This window comes from Saprospiraceae bacterium, from assembly GCA_016712145.1.
GTDB lineage: Bacteria > Bacteroidota > Bacteroidia > Chitinophagales > Saprospiraceae > Vicinibacter.
In genome coordinates this window covers 2,808,999-2,829,558 of the sequence record JADJRO010000001.1, presented here as the reverse complement: position 1 = coordinate 2,829,558, position 20,560 = coordinate 2,808,999, and the positions used below count along the sequence as shown (strand labels likewise).

Genomic DNA, 20,560 nt, shown 5'->3' with positions numbered 1-20,560 from the left:
TTTATAGTTTAAAATGAAAACCTACTTGGGGCAAGCCAAAGGTAAAATTACTTGACGGGCTCCGTAATCCTGGTTTTTTATCTGTTTTTTCTATATCTGTCAATGAATAATCTGGTCGAATCAATAATCGAATCGCGTATTTGTTAAAATTCATTTGAACTCCTAATCCAAGGACCAGCTCAATGGGTAGCGAATTGTAAAAGTCTTTAACATCCACAAGTTTCGGACTATATGGACCAAATACATGAGATCTGGAGCTTTCAGCATTCAAAAGGATGCTAAACTGGAATCCAATTTGACTGATAATCGAAAACTTTTTAGATGGATCCGTTTGGTAATTAAATAATAATGGAATTTTCAGATATTCCAAATCTGTTTTGTAATTAGCCAACGAGTTGCCTTCCGTTACATAGCGTTGTCCCTGAAAACTATATATAGCTCCAGATTCCAGACCGAATTTAGCGTTTAACTGGTAGCCAGTATATAAACCATAAGCTGACTTTATCGTACTTTCAAAGTTAAGCAAGCCCCCTTCATCAAAATCCGTAGATGAAAAAATCCAAGTACTTTGCAATGCAGCGTTTGCCCCAATAAAAAAACGCTGTCCGATACCATTTTGGGTACACCATAAGCCAAGAAGGCAAATAAAAAAGAATGTGTTCTTCATATGAATTATTTATTTAAAAAATCAAGTTCAACAAGAGCGATGAACATGTTTCATGGGGTGATTGAGGATTTCATTTCCGATCAGACAAGAACTGCATTTTTTTTCCATGCAATAACAGCGGTATAATTGAATTCCACCTTGACTCTGACCGGCGTGATCCATTGCAAAATTAAAACTTTTCCACATATATACAATATTGTTTTTCTCTGCTTTAAGACTTTGCAGCCAATCCAATGCCCGTTGGCAATAGGCAGGTTTTTGCTGAACCGTGCCATATGCAAATAAAAATGGAATGACCACGTTAATTATCAATATTTCCTTTGTTTGTTTGCCAATAGCAGCCAAATTTCTATACTTTGAGCGTTTTGAGAATCCAACATGATCTTGCCAGTATATTCCTGGCGAAACATCCAAAATCAAATAAATTGATTTTAAATCTCTGGCCTCTACTATGTGTGAAAATAGATGGGGCATTTTATACAACAAAGCAGTCAATTGTGCAATGCGTAAGGATGGAAAATGCGCTGGTCGCAAGCGCAATAATTTCCATTGAAATGCATCCATAGCTTGTAAATCAAATTTCAATTGCTGATGTGTAAAGTTCCTGGAAAGCATCTTGAAATAATCATCCTGACATGGATCCGAGAGCAATCCGGACACACCAAAAAACAAAGATTGCAATTCAATTAAATCCGAACAGTTTTTTAACACAAGCTGGCGTGAAATTTTTGTGGTCAAACTATCCATGGCACCAGAATTTACCGGCGCGACCATATAATGAGCCAGTTTCTTATAGAATAAATCTTCCCAGTCCCATTGATTTTGTAATAAATCAGCATTGATATTTTCTGTTTTTAGCTCCAGTCGCTCCACCATCATTCGCTCAATCTGTATGGATTTCAATTGAGCTGAAATGCCATCAATAAATGAATGACAAGCGATAGAATGGTTTTGATTCATTAAGTTTTCATACCGATCCAATAGTTCCTGGTCTACATAGTTTTTTAATTCAAGACAGGGTAAAATACGCTGCTTAAACTGCACATCTTTGTCGTGGTCCCAGACGATGTGCAAGATTATATTTTGATAATTTGGATCATTATCATGTTGGTGTGCAAGCCAATCAGATGACTTGATATGAATTTCAACATGGCCATTCCAAATAATTCCATCTATTTGGATTTTGGCAAATAAAAAATCAGGTCCCTGGTTTGTGTTAAGCAAGCCCGGATTTATCACAGCCACAGGAAGTCCATTGGATAAAAACAAGGGCTTATCCAATACTGTTTTAGACCTCCAAATGAATTGGATCAGGTCTTCTCGCATAGATTAGAATTTAGGTGTTCTTAAAAAATCGTGTTATCTGTTTACATGTCCATTTATTTTTTATCAAATACTAAAAACGAATAATTCATTTCATTTAAATCATCTTTTGTGTGATGCTGCTCAGAAATCAAGGTCCACTCATTCATTTCCAATTCCGGAAAAAATGTATCGCCTTCACAATCGATAGCTACTTTTGTTATATAGAGCCGATTCCAAAGATGCGCAGTTTGTTTGTAAATTTCACCTCCGCCGAGAATAAATAATTCCGATTCCCCTGATTTTTGAGCGAGATACAGGCCTTCATTGATTGAATGAGCTATTAAACAATTTGAAACAATAAAATAAGGGTCCCGTGTAACGATAATATTGGTTCTCAATGGCAATGGTTTTCCAATACTCTCATAACATTTTCTTCCCATGAGGATACAATGTCCTTTGGTAACTTTTTTAAAATACTTTAGGTCAGCAGGCAAATACCAGGGGATTTGATTTTCAAAACCAATAATCCCTTTAGGATTCATTGCAACAATACTCGAGATTTTCATGTCTTGGGTTTTTTGGAAACGAGGTCTATTTTCATCATCTTTTCCTGTAAATCCATTCTACTAATTTTACGTTTCAAGTATTTTTCAATCATCAAAGATGCGATCGGTGCTGCTACGTTTCCTCCCCATCCTGCATTTTCGACATAAACTGCAATGGCTATTTTCGGATTTTCACGTGGCGCAAATGCAAAAAAAACAGAATGGTCATCTCCATGTGGGTTTTGTGAGGTTCCCGTTTTTCCACAAGTAACAATTTCAGGATTGTATGCTTTGGATGCAGTCCCTCCCCGAATTGCAAGTTCCATCCCTTCAACAACGGGTTCAAAATAGTTTTTGTCAATTGGAACCGTATTTGGGGTTCGGTATTTTTCTGGAATTAAAATAGATTCACTATTAAATCCTTTAACCAGATGCGGTGTAAAAAAATACCCTCTGTTGGCAATGATCGCGGCTAAATTAGCCATTTGAATGGTGCTGAGCAGCAATTCACCCTGACCAATTCCTACGGAAACAAAATAGGTGGAACGCCATTGATCTGTTTTATACAAACGAGTATAATATTCTGACGTTGGAATAAATCCACCGCTTTCTGTGGCCACATCGGTGTATAAAGGTTTGCCCAATCCAAATGCGTTTAAATACTTAACCAAAAGATCCAATCCAATCTGCGGTTTATTAAAGCCTTTGATTTCTATTAAATCTCTGAATGTTTGTATAAAATACGAATTGCATGAATGCTGAAGTGCTACCGAAAGTTTATATGGAGCTGGATGATTGTGACAACCATAAGATACATTTTTATAATAATAAGCACCCGAACAAGGATGCGCAGTGTGTTCATTTAACACGCCTTCCTGTAATGCAATTAATGCCAAAATAGGTTTGAATATAGAACCGGGTGGATATTTTGCATTAGAAGACCGATCAAATAATGGTTTAAGAGAATCTCTAAGCAGATAAGCATACGCTAAACCTCTGTTGTTTTGAATGGAAAGTAAATTTGGATTATACGTCGGTGCAGTAATTTGGCATAAGATTTCACCTGTGGAGGGTTCGATAGCAACGATACCCCCAACTTTATTTTTCATCAGGGTATCTCCAAATTGTTGTAATTCCAAATCAATCCCTAGAATCGCATCCAATCCTGAATTTGCTTTTCGGTCCAACTTGCCGTATTCAAACGGTCCGACTTCTCGTCCCAGATTATCTTTTAATACAAATTCGACCCCATTGGTGCCCCGAATTTCCTCTTCGTAAAATTTTTCAAGTCCTGCAGTCCCGATATAATCACCCGGCTTATACAAACCATCCGATCGATCAATATCATCTTTATTTACTTCACTGATATATCCTAAAAAATTTGAGCCATGTGGCTGAGGATACTCACGAATGGATCGGAGCAATCCATCAAACCCCGGAAACCGAAATGCATTTTCCTGAAATGGAAGAAATACATCCAGCGGAATGCTTTTCAAAAAAACAAATGGAATCGATTTACTGTATTTTCCTGACTTCCAGTCTTTTTCCATATTTGACTGAAATGTTTCTTTGCTTATGTGCAAGAGTTCACAAAACATATTGGTATCCATCGATGGACTAACGTCCTTATACGTAACATACAAATCATACGTCGGATAATTTATAACCAAAATTTTACCATTTCGGTCATAAAACAATCCTCTTGGTGGATAGATAATGTTTTGATTTAATGTTATTGAACTTGCCTTATTCGAATAATAAGGATTGAATAATTGAATTTTAGCCAGAGTGAAAATCAAACCAATTGCACTGCAAATAAGAAATCCCATAAGGATTTGGTAGCGCAAAACTCGTTTATCTTCCATGGGCATCAATTGGATTTAAAACTATAAAACAATTGAAGTAAGAAAATGATAATCGTCGATACAAAAAAACTTAAAATAGTTTTCACCATGATTTCTCCAATATAAACAAAGGTGAATACCTGTAAAATAAAATAAGAAAGGAAATAAACCAACAACAAGCTACTTGCATATTTTGCAAACCATATAATTCCTAAATCACTGATTGTTGGACTCATATCCAATTGATAGCCATTTTTAGGTTCAAAAATCCGAAACATCAATGGCCTTAGAACCACCATCCATAAACATGCACCTGCGTGTACACCGGGTGACATGTAAAATAAGTCCACAATAAAACCAACGATAAAGGCTATCAATATTATAAAAAACTGTGGGATTCGAAATGGCAAAGTCAACAAAACAACCGGATAAATAAGAATAAATATAAAATTTTGATTACTTCCACTTAAATGAATTTCTTTTAAAACGAAAACCTGCAATCCTATATAAAACAGGAATCGAAGCGCCGTTGCCATCCAGATATTATTCATAGTGCAGGGATTTTTTTTCCAGTCCTTCCTTCTCCCCTTTGTCTTTATTTAAAACGACATATACCTGATCCAGATTGGTCATTGACTGACTGAGTTTAACATTTATTTTATAGGTGAAGGATCCTTCCTCTTTTTTATATACATCTACGACACCAATCATTAAATCCTTTGGAAAAATCACTGAATAGCCGCTGGTTACTACCGTATCACCCAATCGTACATCCGCATAATTTTGAATGGCCATCAAATTCATAATAGCGGGATCCTTTCCATTCCAAACCAAGGGTCCGAAAAATCCACAACGCTTTAATCTGGAGCTGATGTTGGAACCACTATGAAGCAAAGACATGACCAAAGCATAAGATGCACTGGTATCTGTTACAATTCCAACAATTCCTTTGGATGTAATCACTCCCATTCCGGGTGCAATGAGATCCTTGCCCCCTTTATCGAGTGTAATCATATTATTTCTTTTCTCGAGTGAATTGTTAATTACCCGAGCTTGTATGAGTTGATAGGAGGCCAGCACATTTTCAATGAGGCTGTCTGGGTTTTGATTTTTATACGGTCGATTAATTTGTTCACTTAAAAGACGTGCATTTTCATTTGCTATGCTATCATACCGTGCGCGCAATCCAAAATAATCAATGGTCTTTTGATATTTATTTTGAATTCCACTGGCCATCAGTTGATATGAATGGAGGTAAATTTTTTGTTGACTCTGGTTAAATTTTACCACCCAAAACAGACAGAGCGCCTGTAGGAGTACAAACAATACTGCTGAACCGTTTTGGACAATTATATTTAGAATTCTCCACATGGCTTATCGCTTAGCTCATTGCTAGATCAATAATAAATGGCAGACATTGCAGTTAAATGCTCTTCCGGTCAATGAGAAATGAAAACCGGTCTGTATTTTTTAATGCAATACCAGTTCCTCTCACAACGGCTCTTAAGGGATCTTGTGCTACAATTACAGGAAGTTTAGTTTTTAATGACAAGCGTTTATCCAAACCTCTTAATAAAGCCCCCCCTCCTGTCAAATACAATCCGGTGCGATAAATATCTGATGAAAGTTCTGGTGGTGTTAATTCAAGTGCCTTCAAAACAGCCTCTTCAATTTTCATGATTGATTTATCAAGTGCTTCAGCTGTTTCTTCATATTTAATAATAATCTGCCTTGGGATCCCAGTCATTAAGTCCCGGCCATTAATTGGATATGGATCCGGAGGGTTATCAAGCGTTTTCAAAGCAGAACCGATGTGGATTTTCATTTGTTCAGCCGTACGTTCTCCAATCAACATATTATGTTCCCGGCGCATGTAATCTATGATATCTCCGGTAAATTCATCTCCTGCAACCCGTATGGATTGGTCGCAAACGATGCCCGATAAGGCAATTACGGCAATTTCTGTTGTTCCCCCTCCAATATCAATCACCATGTTCCCGATAGGCTCTTCCACGTCGAGGCCAATGCCAAGAGCTGCTGCCATGGGTTCATGTATTAGATAGGTTTCTTTAGAATCTACATGGTCTGCTGAATCAAAAACCGCTCTTTTTTCAACCTCGGTAATCCCGGATGGGATACAAATGACCATTCTGAGATGGGTGAAAAAGCGACGTTTGGTTCCGATCATGTTGATCATCCCTTGAATCATTGCTTCGGCTGCCTGAAAATCGGCAATAACACCATCTTTCAAAGGTCTGATCGTTTCAATGTTTTTATGGGTTTTTTCATGCATTTGCATGGCTTTATTGCCCACTGCGATTACTTCGCCTGATTTTTTATCTATAGCAACAATCGAGGGTTCGTCTACAACGACCTTATCATCTTGTATAATTAAGGTATTGGCAGTTCCCAGGTCAACAGCCAATTCCTGAACAAATAAATTAAATACTTTCATTTATAATAAACTGGTCTAAAAAATAAACAATAATCAATCCAAAAAAGGGTAAAATTAAAAATCGTGATGATTTTCAGGGAAAGTCTGCAAAATTACAACAAATTCAGCAAATCAAACAGCTCCAGCTGTTACCAAACTCATGGTTTCAGGATTCAAATAGCGCTGCCCCAATTCTCTTAGTTTTTCTGAGTCTACCGTCAAAATAGAATCCATCAATTCTTCCATTGAAGCAGTTGAACCATACTCTGTCACCAGAATTTTTATAAAAACCATGGTTTGAAATGGACCATCCAATAAACGCATGATATTTCCACACAAATAATTTCTCACCAATTCCAATTCCGGTTTAGGTATTTTCTGCTCCTGTAAAAGGATTAATTCCTGATGTATGTTGTGAATGGCATCCTGCATTTTTTCAGGATTCAACTCAGCACTGATATAAAAACACCCATCATATACTTGTGCGTCCAGGGTTGAATGAATGTCATAGGTATATCCTTTATCTTCCCTAATATTTTTCATTAAACGAGAACCGAAATAATCCCCCAAAATGGTATTTAAAACATACATACCAAAGAAATCAGGATCTTGTTTTTTGAACATGCGTTTGCCCATTTTAAGGCTACTTTGGGCACAATTGGCAATGGGTATCTGTTTTATAAGTCTTTCTGTTGAAGCATGATTTGGCATTGAAATCGGCCCTTTATTTTTAAGTGGAAACCATTCACCAATTTTTTGAAATAACCGGTCCGTTTTTGAATTGAGTTCGCCACAGTAAAATACATTCATGTAGTCAGCAATATAATTTTCCTGCTGGTACCTAAACAAATCAGCTGGTTTAACATCATCTATTAAATCTGCTTGTGTATTATAGCCATAAACGGAATCACGCCCATAGATCAATGAGGTAAATTCTCTGTAACTGACATAATCTGGCTCTGTCAATTGGTGCTGTAATTGAGATTTGAGAACTTTCTTGGCCCGGTTGAGGTCTTCTTCCCGGAATGCAGGATTAGCGATCAAATCACAAATAAATAAAGCCAGGTATTCAAAGTGCTTTTGAAGGCAACTCATAGAAATGACCGTAAAATCCAAATCTGCAAAAATGGCCAATTGGGCTCCATAAAAATCAATAATATCCGCTACTTCTTCAGAATGCAGCTTTAAAGTACCTTCCTGCAATTGATTTGCGGTGAGGCGTGCTACCAATTTTTTATGTTCGGAACATCGGCCATTTCGAAACACGATTTCCATCGAACAAAGGCCTTTTTTGTTGGTTTGGATTTGGTAAAGTCCAAAACCCGATTTCCATTCAGTATATTGAAATTCAGGCAGTTTGAGACTTTTCCAGTCCGTTTGAACCTGGGGCAATGTTAAAAAAGCATGATTCATAAGATTGATCGCGAATATGGCTTCATAAAATAAACGTATTTTTGTGTTCCAAACCCATTTTAAACAGAAAAAAGGTCGCTAAGTTGCACCTTAAATCCTATAGCGCCATTAGAAAACAAGCTTAAATTAAACAAATGAAATTTACCATTTCTTCGGGTCATTTCCTGGAAAAACTAAATAAAGTATCTGCTGCTTTAGCTTCAAACCCGGTGATTCCGGTGTTGGAAGATTTTTTAATTACATCCAAAGACGGGAGTTTATCAATTACCGCTTCAAATCTTGAATTGACCATTACCACACAGGCGGAAGCCCAAATTTCCAAACAAGGGACCATAGCCATCCCAGGCCGTACCTTGATGGATACTTTGAAATCTTTGGCTGAACAACCTGTTCAGATCGATGTAAATCCGGATACCAATGGAATTGAGATCACGTCTCAATCCGGGAAATACAAATTGGTAGGTGAAAAATCGGATGATTTCCCTGAATTGAGCCTGCCTGCCAATGAAGATCAGATTACAATGTCTGCTGAAAGTTTGTTGAATGCGATCGACCGCACAGCCTTTGCAACCAGTAATGATGAAATGCGTCAGGCTATGAAAGGCATTTGCTTAAATATTGATTTTAACAGTCTGACTTTTGCCGCTACAGATGCTCATAAATTGGTGAAATATACCTTTTTGAATAATCAAAGTGAAGCCTCCTCTACTCTAATCTTAACAAAAAAATCTTTATTGGCTTTAAAATCGATTTTACCTAAAGATGGAGACATTACCATTCATTTTGGCAGAACCAAAGCGTTTTTTAGTTTTGATAATACCGTGTTATCTACTCGCTTGATTGAAGCAAAATATCCGGATTACAATGCAGTAATTCCTACCAACAATCCTTATTTATTGCAAGTCAATCGGATTGAATTGTTATCGGCATTGCGGCGTTTGGTTGTCTATGCAAATAAATCAACCAACCAGGTTGTGTTTAATATATTAGATAAAAGTTTGACGATTTCTTCACAAGATGTTGATATGTCAAACGAAGCTACCGAACAATTGAGCTGTACGTATCAAGGCGAACCGATCACTATTGGTTTTAATGGTAAATTCTTAATTGAAATGTTGTCCGTAATGAATTGTGAAAATATACACATTGAATTATCACAGGCAAATAAACCCGGTATCATTTTACCTGCGGAACAAGCTACGGGCGAACAACTCCTGATGTTGATTATGCCGATTATGAGCAATTACTAAACGCATGACCATTGGTTTGTTTTTTGGTTCATTCAATCCAATTCATACAGGACATTTAATTATAGCGCAACACATTGCAAATTTTAATGAAATCGACCAGGTTTGGTTGGTGGTAAGTCCTCACAATCCATTAAAATTAAAAAGCAGTTTAGCCAATGATTACGATCGCTTGCATTTAGTTAATCTCGCATTGGAAGACAATCCGAAAATAAAAGCGTCGAGTATTGAATTTAAATTGCCACAACCTTCTTATACGATTGATACGTTGGCGCATCTTAAAGAAAAATATCCGGAACACGAATTTGCACTCATTATGGGTGCTGACAATTTACAGAGTTTGCATAAATGGAAACATTTCGAATTGCTTTTACAAAATCATACCATATACATTTATCATCGCATCAACAGCAGCCAAATACAAAATCCATTTCCCAATGCAAAATGCATTGTATTTTGTGATGCCCCGCTTTTAGATATTTCATCAACGTATATCAGAGCAAGTATTAAGGAGGGAAAATCTATAAGATATCTCGTACCTGATGCAGTTTTTGAATATCTGGAGGGAAGTACATTGTATAAGTGATATAGTCATTAGAGAAATGCTGCAATCTTGCAATGCTACAATGCTGCAAAGTGAGGAAGAGTCTTTAGAAAAGAAGTCTATAGTCTGTAGGAAATGCTGCAATCATCTATCTATAGCAACAAGTTACCGACGGCGTCCCCGCCGAGGTTAGAGGGGATACGCTTAAGGGATTGAAGCAGTGGATCGATGCTGCAATTCTACAATCCTGCAAGGGTTCAATGTGAGGAAGAGTCTGTAGAAAGGAAGTCTATAGTCTGTAGGAAATTCTGCTATTCTATATTCCTGCAATAGTTCAATATTATTGCCACAACAATATGAATAAGTGTACACCTAGGTACATTTTAAATTTAATCTATATCAAATCTGTAATTAAAGTAAATTGTATTTTCACTCAAGCCAAATATAAAATTATATTAGTAAGTAAATGGATCAATCACCACTTTGTTAATGTTTGCAAAGTAATTTGTGTATTTTAATCAGGGTTCACCCTGATCCGGACTAAGGGTTTACCCTGATTTTTAATGATAAACCAAAACTTTAACTATAAATATTTGGATTAAAATATCCATTGTAGTACATTTGAAATCTCGTCTTCATATTTCCCATTTTCATTTCTGATTTCTTATCGATTTCATTAACTTTTGTTTGATGAATTTCATTAAATGAAACAAAACAATAACAAAAATGAAATAAATCATTAAGAAAAACGGAACTCACTAGTTGAAATTGAATTTATTAATACCTTAAATTACAAAAAATGGAAACTTTAGATTTTACTCCGCCAGACTGTTCAATGCTCATTTAGAGCTACTGTTTATTTGAATTTTTATTGGGAACTCACCCGAATAAATCTTAAGCAATAAGTCTTAATTTAAAGACAAGAATCATTCGTTTTAATTTTACTGAAATCGCCGCAGGTTCTGCTGATTGTAGAATCATAAAGATTGCTATGACAATTTTATTATTTTATCAAATTTAAATATTTTATCATGACACCATTTAATTCAAATATTTTATCTCAATCGTTTCATAATGCATTGTTATTTCTCAAGCCCCTTTCATACACTCTGATCTTTAACTTGATCTTGCTTATTTTGCCGTTGTCAATTAAAGCCCAAACAGACACCTTAATTTGCGATAATGGTGGGTTTGAAAGTGATTTTTTATACTATTTTGGGTATTCCACTTCTTCTTCGGATTTCCATGGAAGTGATAATTGTTTTCCTATAGTTGATATTACAAATCAACCAGTAGTATGGAACTCTTCCTCTTTACCTAGTTTCCGAAATTTTGCAATAGTTTCAAGCGGTATCGATACATTAGTTGGATTCAACAGAACTAAATTTGGTAGCAAAGCGCTTTTATTGAATAACCGCTATGATGTTGCCGCTGATGTTTGTGACGGAAACTTTGGCATCAATAAAATTGTTAAAAGGTTTAAGGTGACTGAAGCAAACAGAGATTTTACAGTTTGGTTTGCTGCTATTTTAGAAAATCCAGGTGATGATCATACAAATACGCAGCCCTTTTTTAGCATTTCGTGCGATCGAGCACCTGGAAGTAATTTGTGTTTTGATGCATCGCAATTAGCTTGTGAGGATGATTATTACGATAATTTATGTGGAGTTAATTTTGATCCAATAGATGCTGTTGATTGGACTTGTCACCGAATTAAAATCCCTAAAAATATGGTAGATAGTATAGCAACTATGGAAATTATTGCTGCCGATTGTGGTGAAGGTGCACATTTCGGTTATGCTTAAATTGATGGAATTTGTGAGGAATGTACTGGCAGTACATTAGGGTCCTCAAAATTGTATGACTATACTTTTAACTCTACGGGACTGGGAATAAAATACAAATCTTGTTATGGAGATACCATTACAATTTGCGGCGATTATACCTTGCCGACAGTTTGTGGAACTTGGGCATTGGATTCAATTGAAGTACCTGGCTTTACAGTTCTCAATCTAGAAATAAATCATACTTCGCATACTTATTGTTTTGAATTGGCAAAACCTGAGTTTCCTGAAGATAGCTGCAGCGAATTATACGCCATTTCCTATTTTAGCTCTAACTTAACTGGGTTTACTTCAAATGCAAGTAACTCGATTGTAATTTGCGATGACGAATTTGAATCGTATATTGCATTTGACACAGTAGGTATTTGCCAAAATAACAACACGTCCACCTTAATTTCAGATGATTATTACTATCTTAAGATTGATCTCAACGTAAACTATGGCGATACATGGTCAATGCAAAGAATACTAGACAACCCCTACCCAAATGAATCGGGTAGTTATGTTATTAAAACAGGTACCGGATCTGGAATTATAAATTTAGGTCCATTACTTATTCAGGAAGGAACTTGGGAATTATCTATAACAATAGGTGGCTGCATACTTAATTTTGAAATAATTCCACCGGACTTTTGTTCAGGTTGCAGCAAATTTTATAGAACAAAGATATTTGATTTTACTTGTTCTGATAATAATGGAGGAACAGCTACTTTAGATCCATCTGATGACCACTGGTACTTTATAATTAATGTTCCAGGATTGACGGGTAATTATACATTAACTAAAGCAGGAGGTTCACCTGGAACTTATTCTTACGGTTTAAGTCCAACCCATAATCATATAATTCATGTGGGAGCTATTGGTCATGAATGTGTGAAATATACTCTAAAAGATGCTGTACTAACTCAATGCATTGCAGAATTTTATGTTTGTCCTCCAAAGCCTTGCTCCGATGATGACGAATGTGAATTAGAGTTTTATATTACAGATGTAAACTGCGAAGAAGGGAATTCTCAATTTTATGTTGAATTAGACATAACTGGTGGTTCATCATATTTGTGTTATAAAGCATCAAAAGCAACCGATGGTTCAACTATTTCTCAGGGCGGATTTAGTAGTATATTAGGGCCATTTACAGAGGATATTTGGTTGGATGTTAAAATCTGCACTACAGCAATTTGCACTTGTGCAGCACCTTATTGTTATAAAGTAATCTATGTTCCTTTTCCGGATTGCGAAAACCTTGAATTCAGGTCTAAAGAAACTAGCTATTCTGGATTTAATTCTAATTCAGAACTTATTGTCCTACCTAATCCAATTAACGGCAATGAAATGATTCTTTTGTCTTCCATGAAGTTTACTAGATTTGAGCTTTACAATGCTTCCGGCAAGCTTATTCATTATTCAAGTTTCTCGGGTCCAGAATATAGGTATAATCAGGCAATTCCAGTTGGGTTATATTTTGTTAAATATAAAAATAGCAAAGAGGAATACAGAATTATCAAAATCGTTAAAATGTGAGCTAAAATTTGACTACTTACAAGGGCCAGTTTATGACCCTTGTAAGTTTTTTTAAAAAAACATCGAAACTTATTAAAAGGATTTTTATTAGTTTTGTATTTATTAACTTCTAGAATATAATATTAAATCTAAAAATTTTAGTTTGACTAGATTATATATATTATTACTATTTTTGATTGGATCCAGACTAGTTTTTGGGCAAAGTAAATTTTGTATAAAGATTGATTCAAACTTCTGTTACATCAAAGAAAAATTCCTTTCATCAACAATAGTTATTGATAAGAAAATTGAAAGCAAAGAAGATGTTGAAGCTACAGAACATATTTTGTTGGCGGATATGGATGGTGATTGCATACCTGAATTAATTATAACAGCAAGTAATTACGAAAAAATTCTAATAATTGATTCCAAAACAGGATTGACTAAATGGGAAATTAATACTCCAAATTTGGATCGGTTTAGGCATAGTATTGCAATTGCTGATTTGAATGATGATGGCATACCGGAAATATTCCATAAAGATAATAATGGAAAACTTAGGTGTTACAATCCTGATGGTAGCATCTTGTGGATTTCTGATCAAACTGTTGAATCAGATATTCGCAACCAAAAGGGCGGTAACATTGCTTTTGCTGATTTTAACCAAGACGGGATTCCAGAGCTTTATATTAACAATAAAATTTTTAATGCCAAGACAGGTATAAAGTTGGCAGATGGAGGAGTAAATGGAATCGGAGGTGGATGGGATATAAATGGTTATACTTTTCTACCACTCACTATAGCTGCTCAACTTGACAATGATACAACAGATTTGGAGTTGGCTGCAGGTTATACTGTTTATAAAGTGATCATTAGAAATACCAATGGACTAGTAGGTAACAGTATGATAGCAAACAATATTAAAATAAATAATGAATTCCGAGATGGATACACTGCAGTTGCAGATATCAACTCTGACGGAAAACTTGATATAGTGGTTGAAGCTATGGCCCTCAGTAATAATGTCCTTTTATATGCTTATACCCTATCTAACGGAATTCCACAACTTTTAGCAAAAGTGTCATTCAATGCAGGCATTGAAGCAACATTTGCCCCACCTTGTATTGGTGATATTAAAGGGAATGGCAAAGCTTCGATACTTTTTTCCAGGACATCAATTTTAAACTCGTACTCTTATGATGGAACAAGCACCTTTCAATTAGATTGGTCAACGAATACGAATGACCAAGGAAGTCCAGCAATACTAACAATGTTTGATTTTAATTTTGATGGCATTCAAGAAATTGTATTTCGTGATGATACATTTCTCCGGATTTTTAATGGTTCGGTAATACCTCCAATAGAAATCTCAAAGTCTTTGTGTTATTCCAATACTTATTTGGAACAACTTGTAATTGGGGATATTGATCATTCTGGTCTCGCTAAGATTTGTGTTCCGTGTGGTTCTTTATCTAATGTCGCAATTGGAAAACTTACAGTATTTGGCTCCCCCGATAGCCTTCCCGGCTGGGCTCCCGCCCGTGGCATCTGGAATCAATACAATTATCATGTGCTTAATATCAACGATGATCTTACAGTACCTCGAGTGCAAAAAAACAATGCGACGTATAAGAATGGAAAATACAATAATTTTTTTGTGCAAGAATCACTGCTCGATAGCAATGGTATGTATTTAAAAAGAGCTGCAAGTCTCACAGGAAAAATCAAATGCATTAATTATGATCCAAAAAATGATGAGTATACAGTAATTTTTGATATCTACAATCGTACCGATGCTTCTTTTAATGCAGATTCTAGTCTACCCGTTTCATTTTACAATGGAGATCCTGCAACAGGAGGTATTTTAATTGGGACGTATTATACTCTTAAAAAATTATTTAGTGGAGATAGCTTACTGAATCTAGAGTTTAAATTTACTGTGGCCAATCTTACAGATCTTTTTATGGTGATCAATACTAAACGAAATGCATCTGGACAATTTGATCCGTCTGATTTTTCTATTGCTGAATGCGATTATACCGATAATATATTTCGTACGCTTAAATTGCCAAGGATTGAAAAATTAAATGCAAGCATATGTAAAGGAGATACATATAATTTCTATGATTCACTAATAAATGATGCTGGAATTTACTATCACAAACTAAGTTCAGTAAATGGATGTGATAGTTTGATTTTTAATTTGGAATTAACTACTGTGGATACCATTCATATAAGACAAGCTATAAATGCTTGTGATAGCTATTCTTGGAATGGACAGACCTTAACTCAAAGCGGAACATTTATTTATGACACGCTAAACCAATTTGGTTGCGATAGCATTACGACTCTCGATCTGGTGCTCAACAAGTCAGATCATATAAACATACAGCATACTGCGTGTGATAGTTTTATTTGGAATGGAACTACCTATGATAAAAGTGGGAGTTATCCATATCAAACTGTGAATAGCTCAGGTTGTGATAGCATAAGCACCTTAGAGCTCGTCATCAACAATTCCGATGATCAAGTAATTAATCATACTGCTTGTATTAGTTATACCTGGAATGGACAAATTTATACCCAAAGTGGTACTTACAAATTTGACACGGTAAATAGATTTGGCTGCGACAGTACCATCTCATTAAATCTTACCATCAATTCAGTCATTAACGTTAATTTAGTAGATGCAACCTGCGATACGTATACATGGAATGGGAATACCTATACACAAAGCGGTACTTACCAATACAAAACAATAAATCAACAAGGCTGCGATAGCATTACCACCTTACAACTGACAATTAATAAATCAAACAATTCAACTACATCACTGACGACTTGTGACAGCTACAGCTGGAACGGAGTTACCTATAGCCAAAGTGGCACTTATCTACACAAGACACTAAACACAGCAGGATGCGATAGCACGGTTACCCTGCAACTCACTATAAGCAAATCAACTAACTCAATTACAAACAGTACGAGTTGTGATCGGTATGTCTGGAATGGTAATACGTACACTCAAAGTGGAATTTATCAATTTCAAACATTGAATGCAACTGGATGCGATAGCCTTGCCTCGCTAAACCTGATCATCAACCAGTCTGATACCCTGGACCTTAATCAAACTGCATGTGATACTTTTAGTTGGAATGGAAATACCTATGACAAAAGCGGTTATTATCCATATCAATCAATAAATAGTCTTGGCTGTGATAGTGTCATCAATCTAAATCTTACTATTAATAAATCCACTAAAGCAGATTTGGCATTATCCGTCTGTGATAGCATAAATTTTCTTGGCACTATTTTAAAAACAAACGGAATCTATCCATTTAAAATCCAAAATTCCGAAGGATGTGATTCTGTAATTAATTTAAGTTTGAATATCCGCTCAGAGAACTATAGCAATGCAGTAAACAGATGTGATTCATTCACCTGGAATCTAACGAGCCTTTCCTATAATCAATCTGGAGTTTACATACAAAAATACGTCAACAGCTATGGCTGCGATTCCACTTACCTGCTGGATTTGACAATTAATAAAAGCTATGAAGAGTTGCAGCTAGCACAAGCCTGCAAGGAGTATGTATGGAAGGTAAACAATAACCTGCTCAATCAATCTGGGGAATACCGTTATCCATTGAAATCAAATGCTGGTTGCGATTCTATACTCATATTAAACCTAAGCATCTATCAGGATTTTGAAAAAACCGATACAGTAATCACTGACTCAGTCTATACTTGGCCTATAAATCAAACAACATATACCAAATCCGGAATCTATCGGGAAGTATTCTCAAGTCATGCAGCTTGTGATTCGATACGCACACTCGTTTTAATCATTAAAAAGACTCGCGGAATTTATTATCCCAATGTCATCCGTCCAGGTGGTCCCAACGGTTGGTTTACAATTTTTGATAACGGTTCAACCATCGAACAAATAAATTCTTTATCCATTTACGATCGCTGGGGAGATTTGATCTGGCAAAAACATGGATTCGCAGCCAATACAACAGCCCTTGGTTGGGATGGAAGCAGTAAAGGAAAATCGGTCTTACCAGGCGTATATGTTTGGCATGCACAACTGGCCCTACGAGATGGTTCGATAACTACCGAGAAAGGGGATGTAACGGTGCTTCGGTAACGGGGAAAAGTCTTTAGAAAGGAGTCTATAGGCTCCAGAGAAATGTTGCAATGGAAATATGTTCCAATGCTGCAATTATACAATTTTGAAATATTGAAAATATTTATTGCATTTCAAAATTGATTCATTGAACAATTGAATGATTTATATTTTTGTCTTATTATCCTTAACCCTTAACAGCTTAACAGCTTCTTCCCGAGACTCTCTTTCGAAAAATTTACACGGTCATAATTTCTTTATCCTTGGTTTCTACGATTTTATCAATTTTAGCAATAAAATTATTGACTTGATTTTGGATTTCTTGTTCTTTGCTTTTGGCAATATCTTCCGATAAGCCATTCTTTTGTTCCTTCTTTATAACATCTAAAATTTTATGGCGGGATGAACGAACGCTGACTTTAGCTTCTTCGCCATAATGCTTAACTTGCTTTACATATTCCTTGCGACGATCTTCTGTCAATGGGGGAATTGCAATTCGAATTAACTCACCATCATTTTGAGGGGTTACACCAAGGTTAGATGCAAAAATTGCTTGTTCGATATCACCAATGATCTTTTTTTCCCAAGGTTGGATCGTAATGGTTCGCGCATCTGCCAAACTCATATTGGATACCTGGCTGATCGGAACCGGCGCACCATAATAATTTACCATTACACCATCCAGCATCGAAGTCGACGCTTTTCCTGTACGCACTTTCACCAACTCTTTTTGAAGATGGTCAATGGCACGTTCAAACTCATCATGACATTTTCTTAGTTGCGATTCTAATTCAGCCGACATAGATTCTATTTTAAAAGGATAATTTAATTTTTTAAATGAATGGTAATACTCTGGAATACTAAAATTTCTTAATTAACAAAATTACAAACAGAATTACAGCTGTTGTAATTCAAACTAATTTTATTTGATTAGTCTCTGTTAATTCCCATATAACGCAAAACTAAATAAAGCAACATGACCAAAGAAGATAAAGCCTGTGCTAAATAAGTTAATCCAGCCCAAGTCAATGCATCTTTCGCTCCGGTATATTCCCGTCCACTCACAACCCCCTGTTCGTTAATCCAAACCAAAGCTCTTTTGCTGGCATCAAATTCTACCGGCAACGTAATCAAACTGAAAATCGTAGTGATTGCAAATGTGAAGATGGTAATTAAAAGCAAAGAAGGAAATGTATTGGCCAACATAAATGCAGCCAACAATAAAAATTGTTGTGCGGTGGATGCAATTTTAACAACCGGAACAATTTTCGAACGCAATTGCAAAAATGCATACGCCGTATCGTGCTGAACAGCATGTCCGCATTCGTGAGCGGCAACGGCAGCAGAAGCTACACTTCTACCTTGATATACATCCGGACTTAAATTTACGGTTTTATCGAGGGGGTTGTAGTGATCACTTAAAAAACCCTGAGATTCCTGTACACGGACATCATGGATGCCGTAATACTTTAACATAGATTCTGCTACTTCTTTACCCGATAAATTGGACCTCAGTCCCATCATGGAATAGGTTTTAAATTTGGATTGCAGCCTGTTGGAAACAAACATTCCCACTAAAGACAATGCAATTGTCAAAATATACCAAATCATGTAATCAGCATTTAATACCATATGTGTTTTTTGTATTTATAAACAATAAAGCAAGACAAGAGATTCCAATTTAAAATTTAAATATTTCTTAATTGATCCGGTCAAACCCTGTATAGGGTCTGAGTGCTTCGGGAATTACGATTCCATCGGCATCCTGGTGGTTTTCCAATAAAGCTGCCACAATTCTGGCCAAAGCCAATGCTGATCCGTTGAGCGTATGTGCCAAAACGGATTCACCTTTTTCATTTTTAAACCGGAGCTTCATTCGGTTGGTTTGAAAGGTTTCAAAATTAGAGACCGAACTCACTTCCAACCAACGCTCCTGGGCTGCTGAATAGACCTCAAAATCATAGGTCATGGCAGAAGCAAAGCCCATATCCCCGCCACAAAGCCTTAAAATCCGGTAGGGCAATTCCAATTTAATCAATAAACCCTCCACGTGCGCCAGCATTTCTTCCAAAACACCGTACGAACGGTCTGGATGCTCGATCCGCACAATTTCAACTTTATCAAACTGATGGACGCGATTTAATCCTTTTACATGTGCCCCATATGATCCTGCTTCGCGGCGGAAACAAGGGGTATACCCACACATTTTTATAGAAAAATCGTCCTTTTTTAAAATTACATCCCGGTAGATATTGGTAACAGGGACTTCAGCAGTCGGAATCAGGTAAAGATTGTCTTTTTCTGCATAATACATCTGGCCTTCCTTGTCAGGCAATTGGCCGGTCCCACGGGCGGAATCTGCATTGACCAACAAAGGAACCTGAATTTCTTCATAGCCGGTTTTCGTGGCCTCATCCAGAAAAAAATTGATTAAAGCTCTTTGGAGTTTGGCTCCTTTGTTGCGATATACGATAAAACCAGAACCGGAAATTTTCACTCCCAATTCCATATCAAACAAATCATACTTTTTTGCAAGCTCCCAGTGGGGTAAAGCTCCCGCCGCTAATTTTGGCAAATCTGCCGTCCAGGCTTTATACACCAAATTGTCTTCCGGGGTTTTCCCTCAGGCACAAGCACATAGGGTACATTGGGCAATACCAATAAACGTTCTTCGATTCCCAATTTGGCGGCTTCCAGGGCTTCTTCCAGTTTTAAATTGGCTTCTTTTATTTGCACCACCTCAAGTTTTCGAGATTCGGCATCGGTGGCTTTTCCGCTCTTAAAAAATTCGCCAATTTCCTTAGAGAGAATGTTCAATTTCTCCAGATTTTTATCGACTAAAAGCTGGCTGGCTTTTCGGGTGTCATCCAAGGCGATTATTTCAGGAATCAATGCCAAAAGCTCTTCTGGAAGATTTCGTTTTCGATACCCTTCCAGGACACGTTCCATTTCATTTCGAATTATTCGGAGCTCAAGCATATCTCGGTGTTTCTATTGGGCAATGTTACTGCAAAAAAGTAAATTTTATTAAAAAAGATGAAAAATCAATAGGTCGTAGTATATTTGCAGGGCGAAACCGATAGTTTTT

Annotated in this window: 15 protein-coding genes and 1 pseudogene; 5 read left to right on the top strand and 11 right to left on the bottom strand. The window is 36.4% G+C overall.

What is annotated here, in order from left to right:
* Position 1 precedes the first annotated feature (1 nt).
* The 8 genes from IPK91_11630 to IPK91_11595 form a co-directional block, all read right to left on the bottom strand.
* The gene (locus tag IPK91_11630; protein ID MBK8297904.1) at positions 2-667 is read right to left on the bottom strand and encodes an outer membrane beta-barrel protein; all 666 of its coding nucleotides are present in this window, start codon (positions 665-667) and stop codon (positions 2-4) included.
* 27 nt (positions 668-694) lie between these two features.
* Complete coding sequence (locus tag IPK91_11625; GenBank protein MBK8297903.1) at positions 695-1,993, bottom strand: DUF2851 family protein; 1,299 nt, start codon at positions 1,991-1,993, stop codon at positions 695-697.
* Between the two features lie 53 nt (positions 1,994-2,046).
* Positions 2,047-2,538, bottom strand: coding sequence for a dihydrofolate reductase (locus tag IPK91_11620; GenBank protein ID MBK8297902.1), 492 nt, complete (start codon positions 2,536-2,538; stop codon positions 2,047-2,049).
* Complete coding sequence (locus tag IPK91_11615; protein ID MBK8297901.1) at positions 2,535-4,382, bottom strand: penicillin-binding protein 2; 1,848 nt, start codon at positions 4,380-4,382, stop codon at positions 2,535-2,537. Before IPK91_11615 ends, IPK91_11620 begins: the two co-directional genes overlap by 4 nt.
* 5 nt (positions 4,383-4,387) lie before the next feature.
* The gene (locus IPK91_11610; GenBank protein MBK8297900.1) at positions 4,388-4,912 is read right to left on the bottom strand and encodes a hypothetical protein; all 525 of its coding nucleotides are present in this window, start codon (positions 4,910-4,912) and stop codon (positions 4,388-4,390) included.
* Positions 4,905-5,732 (bottom strand): rod shape-determining protein MreC, encoded by an 828-nt coding sequence (gene mreC / locus IPK91_11605; GenBank protein ID MBK8297899.1) that lies wholly within the window; start codon positions 5,730-5,732, stop codon positions 4,905-4,907. The genes IPK91_11610 and mreC overlap by 8 nt, the downstream gene beginning before the upstream one ends.
* 52 nt (positions 5,733-5,784) lie before the next feature.
* Positions 5,785-6,816, bottom strand: a complete 1,032-nt coding sequence (locus IPK91_11600) for a rod shape-determining protein (protein MBK8297898.1) — start codon at positions 6,814-6,816, stop codon at positions 5,785-5,787.
* A gap of 111 nt (positions 6,817-6,927) precedes the next feature.
* Positions 6,928-8,208, bottom strand: coding sequence for an insulinase family protein (locus IPK91_11595; GenBank protein ID MBK8297897.1), 1,281 nt, complete (start codon positions 8,206-8,208; stop codon positions 6,928-6,930).
* 134 nt (positions 8,209-8,342) lie between these two features.
* Here IPK91_11595 and dnaN point away from each other — a divergent pair, with 134 nt between their 5' ends.
* From dnaN to IPK91_11570, 5 genes are all read left to right on the top strand, one after another.
* A complete protein-coding gene (dnaN, locus tag IPK91_11590; protein ID MBK8297896.1) occupies positions 8,343-9,458 on the top strand; it encodes a DNA polymerase III subunit beta in 1,116 nt (371 codons plus the stop codon).
* Positions 9,459-9,462: 4 nt separating this feature from the next.
* Positions 9,463-10,041 (top strand): nicotinate-nucleotide adenylyltransferase, encoded by a 579-nt coding sequence (locus IPK91_11585; GenBank protein ID MBK8297895.1) that lies wholly within the window; start codon positions 9,463-9,465, stop codon positions 10,039-10,041.
* A 989-nt stretch (positions 10,042-11,030) separates the two neighbouring features.
* Positions 11,031-11,804, top strand: a complete 774-nt coding sequence (locus tag IPK91_11580; protein MBK8297894.1) for a hypothetical protein — start codon at positions 11,031-11,033, stop codon at positions 11,802-11,804.
* Between the two features lie 51 nt (positions 11,805-11,855).
* A complete protein-coding gene (locus IPK91_11575; protein MBK8297893.1) occupies positions 11,856-13,364 on the top strand; it encodes a T9SS type A sorting domain-containing protein in 1,509 nt (502 codons plus the stop codon).
* A 142-nt stretch (positions 13,365-13,506) separates the two neighbouring features.
* Positions 13,507-17,493: a gliding motility-associated C-terminal domain-containing protein gene (locus IPK91_11570; GenBank protein ID MBK8297892.1), complete on the top strand. Its 3,987-nt coding sequence runs from the start codon at positions 13,507-13,509 to the stop codon at positions 17,491-17,493.
* Positions 17,494-17,710: 217 nt separating this feature from the next.
* On the opposite strand, the gene frr is transcribed toward IPK91_11570, so the two are convergent.
* The 3 genes and pseudogenes from frr to serS form a co-directional block, all read right to left on the bottom strand.
* A complete protein-coding gene (gene frr, locus IPK91_11565; protein ID MBK8297891.1) occupies positions 17,711-18,274 on the bottom strand; it encodes a ribosome recycling factor in 564 nt (187 codons plus the stop codon).
* 128 nt (positions 18,275-18,402) lie between these two features.
* Positions 18,403-19,083 carry a zinc metallopeptidase gene (locus IPK91_11560; GenBank protein MBK8297890.1) on the bottom strand — a complete coding sequence of 227 codons (681 nt, stop codon included), beginning with the start codon at positions 19,081-19,083 and terminating at the stop codon, positions 18,403-18,405.
* Positions 19,084-19,171: 88 nt separating this feature from the next.
* Positions 19,172-20,451, bottom strand: a pseudogene (gene serS, locus IPK91_11555) (serine--tRNA ligase).
* Positions 20,452-20,560 lie beyond the last annotated feature (109 nt).

Coding starts and splice junctions, on each gene's coding strand:
- IPK91_11615 (MBK8297901.1), bottom strand. CDS start 4,382: ATGGAAGATAAACGAGTTTTGCGCTACCAAATCCTTATGGGATTTCTT.
- dnaN (MBK8297896.1), top strand. CDS start 8,343: ATGAAATTTACCATTTCTTCGGGTCATTTCCTGGAAAAACTAAATAAA.
- frr (MBK8297891.1), bottom strand. CDS start 18,274: ATGTCGGCTGAATTAGAATCGCAACTAAGAAAATGTCATGATGAGTTT.
- IPK91_11600 (MBK8297898.1), bottom strand. CDS start 6,816: ATGAAAGTATTTAATTTATTTGTTCAGGAATTGGCTGTTGACCTGGGA.
- IPK91_11630 (MBK8297904.1), bottom strand. CDS start 667: ATGAAGAACACATTCTTTTTTATTTGCCTTCTTGGCTTATGGTGTACC.
- IPK91_11610 (MBK8297900.1), bottom strand. CDS start 4,912: ATGAATAATATCTGGATGGCAACGGCGCTTCGATTCCTGTTTTATATA.
- IPK91_11585 (MBK8297895.1), top strand. CDS start 9,463: ATGACCATTGGTTTGTTTTTTGGTTCATTCAATCCAATTCATACAGGA.
- IPK91_11580 (MBK8297894.1), top strand. CDS start 11,031: ATGACACCATTTAATTCAAATATTTTATCTCAATCGTTTCATAATGCA.
- IPK91_11560 (MBK8297890.1), bottom strand. CDS start 19,083: ATGATTTGGTATATTTTGACAATTGCATTGTCTTTAGTGGGAATGTTT.
- IPK91_11620 (MBK8297902.1), bottom strand. CDS start 2,538: ATGAAAATCTCGAGTATTGTTGCAATGAATCCTAAAGGGATTATTGGT.
- mreC (MBK8297899.1), bottom strand. CDS start 5,732: ATGTGGAGAATTCTAAATATAATTGTCCAAAACGGTTCAGCAGTATTG.
- IPK91_11595 (MBK8297897.1), bottom strand. CDS start 8,208: ATGAATCATGCTTTTTTAACATTGCCCCAGGTTCAAACGGACTGGAAA.
- IPK91_11625 (MBK8297903.1), bottom strand. CDS start 1,993: ATGCGAGAAGACCTGATCCAATTCATTTGGAGGTCTAAAACAGTATTG.